Origin of the sequence: Stratiformator vulcanicus (genome assembly GCF_007744515.1) — a bacterium.
GTDB classification, from domain to species: Bacteria; Planctomycetota; Planctomycetia; order Planctomycetales; family Planctomycetaceae; genus Stratiformator; species Stratiformator vulcanicus.
The window spans coordinates 1550463-1563902 of sequence record NZ_CP036268.1; the positions used below are offsets into that span (position 1 = coordinate 1550463).

General features: G+C 56.8%; 13 protein-coding genes and 1 pseudogene. 4 read left to right on the plus strand and 10 right to left on the minus strand.

All coding sequences use genetic code 11. The features are described 5' to 3' along the window. Positions 1–266 precede the first annotated feature (266 nt). The gene (locus Pan189_RS05905) at positions 267–806 is read right to left on the minus strand and encodes a hypothetical protein (RefSeq protein WP_310821146.1); all 540 of its coding nucleotides are present in this window, start codon (positions 804–806) and stop codon (positions 267–269) included. Between the two features lie 260 nt (positions 807–1066). Between Pan189_RS05905 and Pan189_RS05910 the strand changes: the two genes are divergently transcribed. From Pan189_RS05910 to Pan189_RS21250, 3 genes are read left to right on the plus strand one after another with little or no spacing between them, the layout of a single operon-like run. Further along, the gene (locus tag Pan189_RS05910) at positions 1067–1318 is read left to right on the plus strand and encodes a hypothetical protein (protein WP_145363029.1); all 252 of its coding nucleotides are present in this window, start codon (positions 1067–1069) and stop codon (positions 1316–1318) included. Continuing rightward, positions 1315–1470, plus strand: a complete 156-nt coding sequence (locus tag Pan189_RS21245; protein ID WP_310821147.1) for a pepsin/retropepsin-like aspartic protease family protein — start codon at positions 1315–1317, stop codon at positions 1468–1470. The genes Pan189_RS05910 and Pan189_RS21245 overlap by 4 nt, the downstream gene beginning before the upstream one ends. A gap of 51 nt (positions 1471–1521) precedes the next feature. Further along, complete coding sequence (locus Pan189_RS21250) at positions 1522–1677, plus strand: hypothetical protein (protein ID WP_310821148.1); 156 nt, start codon at positions 1522–1524, stop codon at positions 1675–1677. 105 nt (positions 1678–1782) lie between these two features. Here the strand turns inward: Pan189_RS21250 and Pan189_RS05915 are convergent, their stop codons facing one another. From Pan189_RS05915 to Pan189_RS05955, 9 genes and pseudogenes are all read right to left on the minus strand, one after another. Next, positions 1783–2736: a toll/interleukin-1 receptor domain-containing protein gene (locus Pan189_RS05915; protein WP_145363030.1), complete on the minus strand. Its 954-nt coding sequence runs from the start codon at positions 2734–2736 to the stop codon at positions 1783–1785. A 105-nt stretch (positions 2737–2841) separates the two neighbouring features. Further along, positions 2842–3714: a hypothetical protein gene (locus Pan189_RS05920; RefSeq protein ID WP_310821150.1), complete on the minus strand. Its 873-nt coding sequence runs from the start codon at positions 3712–3714 to the stop codon at positions 2842–2844. Between the two features lie 27 nt (positions 3715–3741). After that, complete coding sequence (locus Pan189_RS05925; RefSeq protein ID WP_145363032.1) at positions 3742–5070, minus strand: sulfatase-like hydrolase/transferase; 1329 nt, start codon at positions 5068–5070, stop codon at positions 3742–3744. 94 nt (positions 5071–5164) lie between these two features. Continuing rightward, the gene (locus Pan189_RS05930) at positions 5165–5584 is read right to left on the minus strand and encodes an SRPBCC family protein (protein WP_310821151.1); all 420 of its coding nucleotides are present in this window, start codon (positions 5582–5584) and stop codon (positions 5165–5167) included. A gap of 129 nt (positions 5585–5713) precedes the next feature. After that, the gene (locus Pan189_RS05935) at positions 5714–7060 is read right to left on the minus strand and encodes a DUF4303 domain-containing protein (RefSeq protein ID WP_145363034.1); all 1347 of its coding nucleotides are present in this window, start codon (positions 7058–7060) and stop codon (positions 5714–5716) included. A gap of 86 nt (positions 7061–7146) precedes the next feature. Next, a pseudogene (locus tag Pan189_RS21255) lies at positions 7147–7395 on the minus strand (tyrosine-type recombinase/integrase); the annotation flags it as partial. Positions 7396–7697: 302 nt separating this feature from the next. Next, positions 7698–9077: an OprO/OprP family phosphate-selective porin gene (locus Pan189_RS05945; protein WP_310821153.1), complete on the minus strand. Its 1380-nt coding sequence runs from the start codon at positions 9075–9077 to the stop codon at positions 7698–7700. 60 nt (positions 9078–9137) lie between these two features. Then, positions 9138–10448 (minus strand): OmpP1/FadL family transporter, encoded by a 1311-nt coding sequence (locus Pan189_RS05950; protein ID WP_310821154.1) that lies wholly within the window; start codon positions 10446–10448, stop codon positions 9138–9140. A 221-nt stretch (positions 10449–10669) separates the two neighbouring features. After that, complete coding sequence (locus Pan189_RS05955; protein ID WP_145363037.1) at positions 10670–11605, minus strand: helix-turn-helix domain-containing protein; 936 nt, start codon at positions 11603–11605, stop codon at positions 10670–10672. Between the two features lie 119 nt (positions 11606–11724). On the opposite strand from Pan189_RS05955, the gene Pan189_RS05960 reads away from it, so the two are divergent. Then, positions 11725–13437 (plus strand): sulfatase-like hydrolase/transferase, encoded by a 1713-nt coding sequence (locus Pan189_RS05960; protein ID WP_310821155.1) that lies wholly within the window; start codon positions 11725–11727, stop codon positions 13435–13437. Positions 13438–13440 lie beyond the last annotated feature (3 nt).

A 13440-nucleotide genomic window follows, 5' to 3' on the forward strand; every position in this document is an offset into this window, starting at 1 on the left:
GGCGACTGGCTCGTCAGACGCGACGACGACCGTATCAATTGTAGCGATGCGGGAGTGACATGATGATCGGGGGATATAGAACCGCTTGTCCCGGTCTTTGTGCTCGGCATGACTCAGGAGACGCATACCGATCAGGTCAGTGAACCCAGGTCGAAGCGTGGCGCTAGCGTCGTAGGTCCGCGGAACCGGAGGGTGTGAAACGAAGGACCGGCTTCGAGAGATCAATGGAGGCTCGCTTCATGCCGGCACCTTCTCTCGCACTGCGGCTACGGCGGAAACCAGCGTCGGCTCCCCGGAAGGGGCCCCTCATCGCCGCCGTCCTCTTCGTCCGCGCAGTTATGGCAGTAGCCTTCGACGTCGTCGCGACAGCCGTGACAGAAGCAGGCGTCGCAGCCCTCTTGGCGACAGCGCGACACGCAGCTAGAGCAGAAATGAGCTTCACAGGTCTCGCAGCTGACCTGGCAAGAATCACAGAGTCTGCATTCGCAGGCGTCGCAGTACGAGGAATAGTCCCTATCACAGGAGTCTCCGCAGCTCTCGCACGAGAGGTCGGTATCCCAGTCGTCGAGCGCGACGTAGGCACTGTCCGGGTTGTAGGTGTGGAGCACCCGCGAAACGACGTGAAAGAAATCGGCCAGCCGACCGTCGGCCAGCGCGTATTTGATCGGTGCGGCGGCCTCCCGTTCACACAGTCCGCGGGTGGCCCGGCCGATTCTCGGCCGGGTGCCGAAAGGCACGAGCTGTCGTTCGAGAACCTCCCGGTGTATTTGAGGCGGATCAGTCAGCCAAACGATTTCGAACATCATCCTGTCGCTTCGCGACCCGGCCGTGTTCACGTCCGGGCCACCCGTGGGGTTTCCGCACTTAACCGCCCGCTCTGAGAGTTACTCTGACCTGGGTCTATAGCGACAGCAACCTAAACCCCGCGCTCGCTGGGGGCGGCTCTTCGAGACCGTCCCCAGCCACCCGCCGAAGACTCGTGCGGTATTGTCGGCGTTTCATGGCCGTGGGTACAATGGAGCGGAGTTCGCGGCGTTCAGGAGAAGGCCCGTTCAGGAGAGGATCAGTGACGAAACCAGAGATTGAAGAATTCGTGCGACGGGCGGAAGCGATCTACTCAACAAGACTGAAGTCGATTTTGGAGCCCGGGCACGTTGATGAATTTGTGGCCATCGAACCGGAGTCTGGCGATTACTTCTTGGGAAAGACGCTGAGCGAAGCCACGCAGGCCGCCCGTCGGTCGCATCCCGATCGGTCGACGCACGCGATGCGTATCGGGCACAGCGCGGCGCTCCAACTTGGAATGCTGTGTCGATGAATGGTCGAGTCGATCGTCTTGGGCGGGCGCTGGTCACGGTTTCCCTTCGCTCGTCGGACACGACAGCCAGCCATGACGTCGAGGTTTGGATCGATACGGGATTCAACGGCGACCTCGTGTTGCCGCAGCAGCAAATCGACGATCTGGGATAGGCGGAATCAGGGACCGTTAAGGCGATTCTTGCCGACGGCTCCGAGGTTGCCTTGCAGAGATACGTGTGCCACGTTGATTGGCTCGGGAACCAACGTGAACTGGAAGTGGTTGCCAACGAGGGCGAGTATCCACTCCTTGGCGTCGGATTGCTGCTGGGACTCGATCTTCACATCAGCTACCGGTCAGGCGAAATCACGATCCAGTAGCCTTGCCGACGAACGGCCGCAATCACGCGGTCGGGACGAGAGACGATCTATTGTCAAAAACGCCCGGCATCGCGGTTCCGATGGATTGGCTTGTTACATTGCCGGTCACTTGGGTTTTACGCCGCTAATTGCTTTGGCGATATCAAGTGCCGTTTGCAGTATTTGAGGATCGACGTCCTTGGCATCTTGGTCAATAAACGTCGAGCCCTTGTCAATGTTCCAGTGTTGAAATGCTTCTTTAATCTCAGACCAATCAGCTTTGTCGCCAAACGCATTAAGATAGAATTCGCCAAATGAAATTGCATGACCGCGGTCTGCATTACGTAGTGACTCTACCATGAATGCTTTGCCAAGAAGAAACGCGAATCGTGATAAAGCGCCCAGCACGCCAACAACCAGAATTGTGATGAGACCAAGTTGGGCGAGCGACTCCCAAGATGGCGGCGTGGAATCGCCGCTCACTGTAACGGCCCGCCAAATGCCGAATATCAAACCGCCAACGAGAGAGAACAGCGCCAATCCGTACCAGAAGTAAGCAACGCGTCGATATCCGATTTCGCGTTTTTCCAGATTAGTGAGCGACTCCTTAATGTACGTCGCGGCTGTGGCCTCCACCTTTTGTTGAATTTCCCGACGTTGATCCTCTTTTGCCTTCATGCGGCCCAGCATTGCATCCAATGCGGCATCAATCTCTTTTGCGATCTCAGTTACAGACTTGCCGGTGGCGAATAGAGCTTGGACGCTTTGAAGCGGTGATGGGATGGACGCGTTTTCAAGTATCACGGGCACAACCAACGGTCGGTCCCGTTCCCGGAAGTACGCCATCGCAGTTCCGGTTTCCGTGAACAGCCACTTGCTGTCCATCGCGGTCGGAGAAACGATTGCCAATAGAGCGTCAGCATTGCGGAGAGCGTCACTTAGGACGGACTCCCAATCTTGGCCGAGCTGGATGGCTTCGCCAGAGAAGAACACATCGTGGCCGTACCTCATCAGTTCATTCGCAAGTTCACGAACGTATGGCTGATCACTGTTGTGGTACGAAATGTAAACCTTGGCCATCAAAGCCTCGTGTCTTTAGCAATGTAACGTCCACGATCACCGGGCCGCCGGAGTGATCCGTGCGTTCAAACACGCGCCGCCGGCGGCTCCGCGTGCATCGTGTTGTTATGTCGCCTCTGATAGCAAACTGTCGAGTTCTGGTGGAAACACGAAACCAAGCGATCCAACAAGGTGGTCCTTGTCGTCCTCACCTCGAAGCCCCACATCAATTCTCCACTTGCAAGACTCAAAGACACCCCTGTAATTCTCTTCCCACCATTCTTGGTCAGATTCGGCATATAGGATTATGAGCTTGTTCATTTTGTCGGAGCCTTTCAGATGTTCAACTTCCCTAACGATCCCCGCGGATGGGGTTTCGAGATCGAGAATTACTATTTCTGATTGGCGAATCATCTCTTCCACGTCGGAAAACCAATTGTTGCCGGTACTGAGTACTGGTTGAAAGGGAATACTCCAGCGGGTGTCTGACGTGTCCCAAAGTCCAAACATCTCTATTCGACCGTGCAGTAGGTGCTGAAGTCTATTTCCGGTCGGCGATTGATGAACAACTATTCCACGAGTCGCTATAGGCGAAACTATTCTCGAGGATTCGCCGTTTGAGTCCCGTAGATACAATGCGAAACGGCCTCCCGATTGAACCAACTCACGCAGTTTTGAACGATTGTTAAACGCTTCGTTGATTCGTGAACGGTTGAAGATGTGAAGGGTGAATCCGAGAAGTAAGCCCATGACAAAGAGGCCTGCGAGCCCAAAGGGCAAATCAGGGCGCATCGGCTGACCGTAACCAAAAACCGCAATTGCCCAAATTGTAGCCATGAAGGCAGTAATTCCCGTACCGATCAAGAAACCAGCGAATGTGTTGTAGGATCGCGATCTTTTTAGACATAAGTCTGCGTATTCTCTAACCTCAAGATCATGTTCGATTTTCATGTCGACATAAGGCTGCCATCTGCGGCGGCGATAAGCCGTCCGTAGCATGGCTTTGTTCTACCGTTTTTCTTTAAGTCAGGAGCGCTTCTTGACGTTCCTGTTCACATCTGCATACCAGTGTTTCAGTAGAGATAGGAGGTCCTTGACCAACTCTGGGTGTGCCGCAGCAATATCGTCCTTCTCTCCAAGGTCGCTGCTTAAATTATACAAAGAGGGGTTGGAAAAGGATTTGTCGGTCACTAACTTGAAATCGCCCTTCCTGATGGCTAATTGATTCCGGACTCCCCAGAAAAGAGGTCGATCTGACAGCTGTTTGTTCTGAAACAGGTACGGCAGGAGGTCGATACCATCCAGCGTAACGTCTTGAGGCAAAGCAGCGCCACTGATTGCGGCGATAGTGGGCAAGAGATCAGAACCCATTGCCGGGAGATCGGACGTCTTGCCTTTCTCAATCCTTCCCGGCCAGCAGGCAATCGCTGGCACGCGGTGTCCTCCCTCCCAAATCTGCCCCTTCTTTCCTCGTAGTGGACCCGCGGAGCCAGGGCCGGCTGGCCCGTTGTCTGAAAAGAAGAAGATAAGCGTGTTGTCGCTTATCCCTGCGTCAACAACAGCTTTTCGGATACGCCCCACACCCTCGTCCATTACTTCAATCATTTCTTTGTAGACCGCCGGTGTGACCGGATCCTTGGTTCTGCCTCTTCCCGGTTGGTAACGCGGCGGATCCTTGCGACCCTGATATGGATAGTGCGGAGCCTCATGGGGGAGATAGAGTAAGAACGGCCTGTCCTTGTTGTGTTGAATGAAATCAACTCCATGATCTGTGATAAGGTCAGTTGTGTATCCGGTTTCCGGAGACAGCTTATCCTGTTTCCACCAGTCTTCTTTGCCGGTCTGGTCGAGGTGGGCATGGTAGTCAACGTTGCCGCTCACAAACCCGATGAATTCATCGAATCCCTGACGAACGGGATTGTAATCTGCATTGTAGCCCACATGCCACTTGCCAAATAGAGCGGTGGTGTATCCAAGTGGCTTAACAACCTCCGCGAAAGTCGTTTCTTGAAGATCCAATCCCGTATGGCGATGTCCTTTTGCGGTAACTACACCTGTGATGCCAGTGCGCTGCTGATATCGCCCCGTCAACAGGGCCGCTCGTGTTGGACTGCACACTGCACCGTTGGAGTGAAAGTCGGTGAAGCGGATGCCGTCCGCAGCTAGGGCATCAATGTTTGGTGTCTTGAATCTCTTGCTCCCGTAACATCCCACATCGGCATACCCCAAGTCATCGGCGAGGATAATGATGATGTTGGGCTTCCGAGTTTCACTATCGGCCAGAAGAGACGCTGGAGCCATAGCCGTGAGAGCAGTGGCACCAGCGATCGCAATGAATTGTCGTCTGTTTCGCATGATTTGGCTTCTCCATTCTTAATGGTATAACGCCTCGCATCAGCGGCAAATTTGCAAGCGAAGCGCAGCAAATTTGTCCGGCTGCATGCGATTGTTATGTGCTACTTGCTTCGACATATGATTTAAAGTTGTTCAAAATACTTTGCCAACCTTGTCGCTGCTGCTCACCCGAGTGTTCATCCTCAGCTTCGAAAGTCTCAACTACAACAACACCGTTCTTTGATTCTTCAAACCCAATGGTTACCTTCCGATCATCATCTAGAGAGTACTGGAATTTGCGGCCAGCCTCGATCGCTGTGAATGTACCTTCAAAATCAAATCCCATTGATCCGTCCTTCGATTCCATGCGATATTTAAATCTGCCGCCAACAGTTAAATCAATCTCTGCCTTCGGGCATTGCCAATCCTCTGATGCAAAATTCCATCTATTAATATGCTCGGGCGTAATCCATGCCTCCCAAACATTGTCGATTGGTGCATCTACTGTCGTCTCAACTGAAATATTCAATGCCATCCTCCATGTTGGTTTTGATCAATGCAACATAACGGCAATGTTCACCGGGTCGCGGCGAACAGCATTGATTTCGAAAGCCGCACGACCCGCGACTCCGTGTGCAACATTTTGTTATTCGGTGGTCTGCATCTATTTTACCTCGAGTTGTCGCATTGTGTTTCGAGCAGCTTCGCGTACATCAGGGTCAGGGTCTTTCCTCGCCAACTTTCGGATCGCAGGAAAGTAATCCTTGGCCGTGTTTTTCCAATCTTTAATACGTAGAACGGCCAAGCGGCGCACTGACATCGCTCGGTCTTCGAAGCAATCGACCATGGCCTGTATCGCCTTGAGGCTGCATGCTTTTCCGATGCCGCGGTCCCCAAGGCAACATACAGCATGTTCCCGAATCATCTTGTACTTTGATCTGGTTCCGCGAATAGCTTCGTCAACGTCGCCAGCTTTGATTTCACGGTTTCCCAATGCAAAATTGAAGTAACCACCAGTATCCCTGGGTCTTTGAGCAGGTTTGCGACAAGTGTCGATCGCGAGCAACTGCTCAAGCGGTCGATAGTCAAGCGGAACATGAATTGTGGAGTAATCCGCAGAGGTCGAGTAAAGGTCTCTGATTCCATCAATTGCAATCGCGCGAGATTCTTTGCGACCAGCCAGTTTCAGCAGAAAATCAATGTCTCCCAGTAAAGCCAAAGAAGTCGCAGCATGACGACAACAACTGTCGTCTGTTGAATCAACGAGTTCCCTCAAAGCTTCAATCGCATTTTTGTCAGGGATACCCAGTCTGCCAAGAAGATTCGCTGCAAGCCATCCATCCTCACCGCTGAGTGCGTTAATCAGTACCGGAATCGCTTTCTTGCCATGTGTGAGTAATCTTTCGCAATTTTCTTCCGACAGGTCGCTCGCGTAGAGGGCCAGTTTTTTTGCCGCTGGTAGTTCTTCAGTCGTCTGCTTGCGCTCGATGTCCTCCAGTAAATCGGGAAACAGTTTTTTGAATTTGGCTGAAGTCATGCAGCGACGAAGTACATCAACCATTTCATCTGATTCTTCGTCGAAAAGGAAAAAGCCAAAGTCCTTAGTGGCTTGTTCTTGCTTTTTGAGCTTTGTAGTTAATCGTTTCGCAACCTGAATCAGTGATGCCACCCATTGTTTGTGAAGCGTCTCCCAATGCTTGCCGTCTTCGGAACTCGCAAACCCGTTGAGCTGATCATGCAAGCTGACCAGAGCACGTCCTGCATAGTCAAGGTCGTTCCAGTACCAGTCAGGCGAAGACCATCTCGTATCGAGATTCTCGTCGATTTCTTCTTCAGTATTCACAGCCAAACAAGGTAAGCCAATCCGATCTCCATACTCACGGTAGAATGAGTGAAAGGCCGCACCGTAAAAATGTTCATCGGGATACTGCCCCATCACTTCGAGAACCGCTTTTTCGAGGTACTTTAGAAGCTCGGTCTCGTAATTTTCCCAGTTAAATTTCTTCGCCATTATCGTTTCGATGTTGTTTTCTCGTTGAGTGGAGTCAACCGAATAACTAGTGTTTAACAGGAATGATTCCGAATAACGTGCGCAGGTTATTCGGAATGAAATTGGTCGAAGTCGGCCGGGCTGCGGACGCCGCGACCGCCACGATTGAGTACGTGCGTGTAGACCATTGTCGTCCGAACGTCGCGCGTATATTCGATAAGGGGGCCAAGGAGTTCCTGCACGGTTCGGATATCGTAACCGGCTTCGATCAAGTGCGTCGCGAACGAGTGCCGGAATGTGTGGGCGATCACACTGTTCGTGATATCACTCCGAACGGTTGCTGCGCGAATTGCCTGCGACGCAGGTGGCCCGGCCGATTCTCGGCCGGGTGCCGAAAGGCACGAGATGTCGTTCGAGAACCTCCCGGTGTATTCGAGACCGATTAGTCAGCCAAACGGTTTCGAACCACATCCTGTCGCTTCGCGACCCGGCCGTTTTCACGGCCGGGCCACCTGCGGGAGGATCGCCATCGCCTACGGTCGAGACGTGGCGGACGTCGCCCTCTTCACGCAGTTCGGCGATCCACTTCAGATTCTGGGGATGACTGTCACGGTCGAGCGGCTCGCGGCCCCCCCGCTTGAGAGCTATCGAGTTCACGTCAGAAATCGATCAGCACACGCGTCCCGAGCGCCGTGAAGGTTCCTTCGGTCTGACCATCGACCGGGAAGTGGCTGCCGATGTCGCCGTGGATGCAGTTGAACTGCATCCGGGCCCGTCTGGTCCAGTACCAATTGACCCCCGCGGTGACGTTCTGGCCGACACCGCCAAGCACGTCGTCGTCGCTCAGGTCCGCATAGGACCAACGAACCGCGACCTGCCACGCATGTCCGAACGGTTTGGGACAGGCTTCAGTGTCGCCAATCTTGCGGACGCGACCGATCGTACCGAGCTTCCGGTTCCAAGGCTGATAGTGGTCGGTCAGAAACCATGCGACCTGCGCATAGCCGCCGTGAAAATGGACCGGCGGACCGAAACCGCTCTCACGACCCAGCCAGAGGTTGAGGTGCTCACCGGTAAACTGGAACGGTCCGTAATTGGCAACACACTCGAGACCGACGAGGCCGAAGCGATTGGCGCCGTCGATCATTCCCGTGTCGAGCCACTGGACGGTCGAGCGGGCCTCGGGTTCGGTCCGGAATCGGGCTTGGTTTATGGCACGGGGCGGGGCTGCAGTGCCGTCGGGAATGGCGAAGCTGGATGAGACCGCCAGATGCAGGTACTCGGAGGGCTCGGAGATCTCGCCGATTGTTCGGGCGAGTCGTCCGGCAATCTCTCCCTGATAGTGATCGCTGATGTAGACGCCGTTGTCCTGAATCTCGTCAAGATTGAAACCGCCCAAACGCCAGTTCCAGGCCTCGTCTTCGCTCACGCCGTACCACTGTGCCCCGAACCGGCGGTTGTTGCGGTTGAAGGCCTGAACGACCAGCGGCCGCTCCATGAAGACGTTGAAGTTGCTGCTATTGAGATGGTCGAGACCGTAGGGGCGTTTTTGGTTGCCGAACCGGATCGCGCCCCCGATCGCAGGGATGTCCTTCCAGCCGATATAGAGATCGCGGAACTCGGGGTTCGACGCCTCGGAAAGCTCTAAGTCGAGCTTGTACTCCATCTGCCCCGGAAGATCGCCGAACGCGGCAAACCGGGCGCGACGAAGTTCGAGGCGATCCTGCGGTGTGTCCGCGGTGCTTCCGGTCTCGAAGGCGTTCACACCGGGCGAATCGCCGGGAAACGTCCACCAGTCGATATGAATCCGACCCGCAAACTCGATCGGGTGCTCGTCCCAATTCGGAAGTCGCACCCGCCCGGGAGCCGAAGTGAGGCCGTATAGCTGCGACCGGAGCGATCGATTCTCGGCTTCGAGTCGCTCCACGCGTGAATCGATGTCGCGGAGAAACTCGTCGAGCGGATCGCTGGGTATCTCCGCTGCGGCGGTCACGCCGACGGTCGACACAGCAATCAAGATCAAACCGGGATAGGACACGGAATCCGCAGCAAGAGACTGGCCTTCGAGATCACTTCCGGGTCGGCGTGAGGTGATCGCTCAGAACGCGACATTGACACCCGCGACGAGCGAGTCGTACTCAGTATCGATCGCCACCGTCGCTCCCGGGATCTGAAGAATCGGCCCCTGACTGCTGCCTTCGAACCCGTGCACATAGGCGAGCGACATAGAGACCGATTCGTTGAGCTTGACCGTCGCCCCGGTGCTGAAGGTGTGCTGAATCATGCCCGGCAACTGCGTGTTGAACAGCGTCCCCGCGGCCGGGACGGGGTTCTCGTTGACCGTGTAGCCGATCCGGACCGTGACCATCTGATTGAGTTCGTGCTGTGCTCCCAGCGAGAAGGCCCAAATGCTGTCCCAGCCGGTACCGCCGTCGGCCGGTGATTCACCCAGCGTCTTGGTCGTGGCGTAATCGAGCCAACGGAGATCGGCGGCGACGATCGTGCCGGGCAGACCCTTGTAGGCGACACCCGCACTGAAGATCTGCGGGATCGTAAACGGAAGCCGGAGTCGGAGAGGGGATCTCAGCTCGTCGTACGAATTGAAGACGAACGTCTCCATCCAGATCGGGCTCTTGTAGGCGAATCCGACATTGAGGTCGTCGGTCAGGGCAACGAGTGCGCCGAGCCGAAACCCGCCGCCCCAATAGGGTCGCCCGTGGGTCGCGGCCGGAAAGGTTGAAACACCATCTCCGTTCGCATCATTCGGCCTGGCAAAGAACGCCGGATCTAGTGACATCGTCATCGAGGCGATGACCGGGCCGCCGCCGACCGACAGCCAGTCATTAATCTTGTAGGAGGCGGTAGGCACGATCTCGAACAGCGCCGCACTTGCGGCCTGAGGGCCGAAGCCGAAAGTAAAGGGCGGCGTTCGGCCGCCACCGGGAGGATTGGTCGGGTTGAGCACCGGACTGCCGCTGCCCGGAAAGTTGACCGAGCCCCCCACTGTGGCGAGCAACCCGATCCCCGTCGTGAGCGGCGAATCGGGGCCGAGTGGCCGGAAGACCATCGCGATCGACGGAATCGCGGCTAGGCCGCTGTCGCTCCGCGCGACGCCGGTCCGTGTCGTCGGCGGTGCGCCGGGACCGAGCGCCCTGGCCGGGATCGTCGAATCGAGACGAGTATTGGCAAGCAGGAGTTCGCTTCCGAAGGCGATCTCGTTTCCGGGTAGCGCCGAGAGCGTCGCCGGATTCCATGTGAGCGCCGACGTGGCATCGAGTGGTACCGCCGTATTCGCACCACCGAACGATCGGCCGATCGGCCCAGCGGCGGGGAAGACCAAACCTTGCGCGCGAACCGTTGCAGGGAGCATCGCAATAAGGAGCAGGGCCAGCACTGAAACTCTTCGCATCTTTACGCCTTCGCCGAGCAGGATTGTCGCGCAAGTACACATCGGTTAGTCGGTGTATCGACTTTGCCGATTGTGATGATTGAGCAGAGAATGCGCTGTGGCGGGAAGAACGGTGAGAATCCGGCTCCTTATTGCCGTTTCTTGATAGAGAAGGCGGCTTGGCTGGAAGCAATCCTCTGCTTGCGAGGGATTCCACTGCATCGCCCCGTACACACGGTGCTTCAGGCGGCAAATCGAGCCTGCGTGTCGGATGGCAGTTCGCCGAAGTGGCGACGGTAGTCGGCGGCGAATTGGCCCATGTGCCAGAACCCCCAGCGGATCGCGACGTCCTGGATCGACACCCTCGAGTCGCCCGCGACCAGCGCCTTGCGAACACCGTTGAGACGGCAGGCTTGCAGATACTGTTTAGGCGAGAGACCGAAACGTTCTTGGAAGCCGTAGCGCAGTGCCCGTTCACTCACTCCCGCCGCAGTCGCGACCTCCGGGATCGTAACGGCAAGGTGGGCATGTTCGGCCATGAATTCGACCGCACGGCCAACGGCCCTGTGGCCCGCAGAGCGCTCGCCCCTGAGCTGAACACGCCCGACCGAAGCGATTGATGCGATTCCCTGAGCCAGCATCACATCGAACTCGGCCTGAAAACTGGGCAAGAGCACGACATCCGACTGAGTCTCGATGTCGCGCTGAATCTCCTTCAGCCGCTGACGAAACGCGTTGAGCCGCGTGCGATCACACCTCAACACCGCTGATTCGCCGGATCGTCCGAACTCGGGCATTTCGACCGAATCGAGGATTTCGTCGGAGACCGAAAGGGTGTCGACTTCGAACGTCGCATCCGAGACGGCCTGCAACTCGCCGTTGACGGGGAAGACCAGCAGGTCGGAATTGGTCACTGTCCGTCCGCGCCATTCGAAGTCGCGTGTGTTTGCGGAGGGAAATGCGAACGTTCGCATACCGTACGGGGCCGACCCGGCCTGCACGAGTTGTCGACCGAACCGTGCTCGGCTTAACAGCGATCGCGTCGTCCCGACTTGGAAGATCTCCCCGCGAAACGAGCCACGGTCGAATTGCCGGAGGTCGAGATTCCAAGCCTGCGATTCGATGGCGAGTTCATCGAAGTCGCGGAACGACTTCTGAAAGAAGAACGGCGAGTGCATATGTTGGCCGCGGCGTGCCGTTTTTTGATGTCGAAGGAAGTGACAACCCCGCTACATTAGTGAGTTGAACCGCTAATGTCTCTTCTCCGACCCGCTCCGCTCGCATTTCGGAACTGACCATGACAAAGCCTCTTTCGGGACTGCTCGCATTCGTATTCGCGACCTCAGCCTTGGCCGGGCCGATCGTCCACGACGCCGAGTACTACGTGCTCGAAGCGCAGAACGGAAAACGCTGGGCAGCCGAGGACGACGGACTGCGGGCCCGGCTCTCCGCCCTGCGCGAGAAGTTCGGCACGCCACCGAACATCGTGCACATCATGTGGGACGATACCGCTTACGGTGACGTCGGCATCCCCGCGATCCAGAAGGTCCGCGGGCTCGACACGCCGCATCTCAATCGGATGGCCCGCGAAGGCATCCTCTTCACAAGAATGTACACCGAGGTCGGCTGCACGCCGAGCCGTGCTGCCTGCATGACCGGCCGGCATCCGATCCGCAACGGGATGTACAACATCGGCATGCTTCGCGAGAGCCACGGACTGCGGGCCGAAGAGGTCACTTTGGCCGAAGTCCTTTCAGGGGCGGGTTACGCCACGGCTTTTCACGGGAAGTGGCACCTCGGCGACATCGAAGAAAGCTACGCCCACCTGCAGGGCTTCGACGAAGCGTTCTTCACGGGTTACAACCAGATCCTCTCACTGTGGACGCGTCAGGCCGAACAGGCGAATGCCACGATGGGCCTGTTCGAAGACCTGCTGCCGTCCGATCCCTACAAGCTGGATGACACTTTCATCACCAAAGGCTGGGTGACGGTACTGGAGGGCACGAAGGGCGGAGCGGCGCGGCAATGGCTCGACAACAGCTACGCGACGTACGAGAAGATCGATGCGGAGGCTCAAGACCGCACGATCGCGTTCATCGAGAAGAAAGCAAAGGCCAAGCAGCCGTTCTATGTGGCCAACTGGCCGATGATGGCCTCGTTCATGCCGACCGCAAAGAAGGTGTCGCAGGGTCGAAGCCTGTTGCAGGACGGGCTCCAGGGCAACGTCGATCCGTTCGTCGGTCGGGTCATGGAAGTGCTAAACGACCTCGGGATTGCCGAGAACACACTCCTCGTCTGCATGGCCGATAACGGCCCGATGGCCCACAACCCCCCGCCCGGCTGCGGTTTTGCCGAGACAATCTTCCGCGGCGGCAAGGGGGACTTCCTTGAAGGCGGCGTCCGAGTCCCGGCGCAGGCATGGTGGCCGGGCACGATCGAACCGGGTCAACTCGTGGGGGACATCATCCACGAAGTCGATCTGTTCACGACCTTCGCATCACTGGCCGGGGCGACTGATGCGATCCCGGCCGACCGAGTCATCGATGGAATTGACCAGACGGCACTGCTACTGAACGGTGACACCCACAGCCGGCGCGACTACGTCTTCATTTATGCGGGGCCGAATCTCGGGGCCACAGTGAAGGGACCGTACAAGCGGCACTGGATCACCTCCGACCCGATCGGCGAAGGGAGCGGGATTGCGGCCGGCTTCTTCTTCCTGCCGTCAGACACGCGCGAAAAGAGTCCGATGTTGGTCAACTTGATTCACCTCAAGACTCCGTTCAATCGGATGCGGATTCGCCACGAACTCTGGAAGAAGAAGTACCCGGATTCCCCGGAAAAGCACGGCATTCCGTGGACCGGTATCGCCAACGCAACTCCCGAGGTGAAGGCACTGGCGAGTCCTCCCGCCGTCCTGAAGGCACTCCCGTTCGATCCGCTCGAGTATGTCGAACACCTCGACGAACTGCCTTTTGACCCGCAAGCGGACCCGGATTTCGGTGAGTAATAG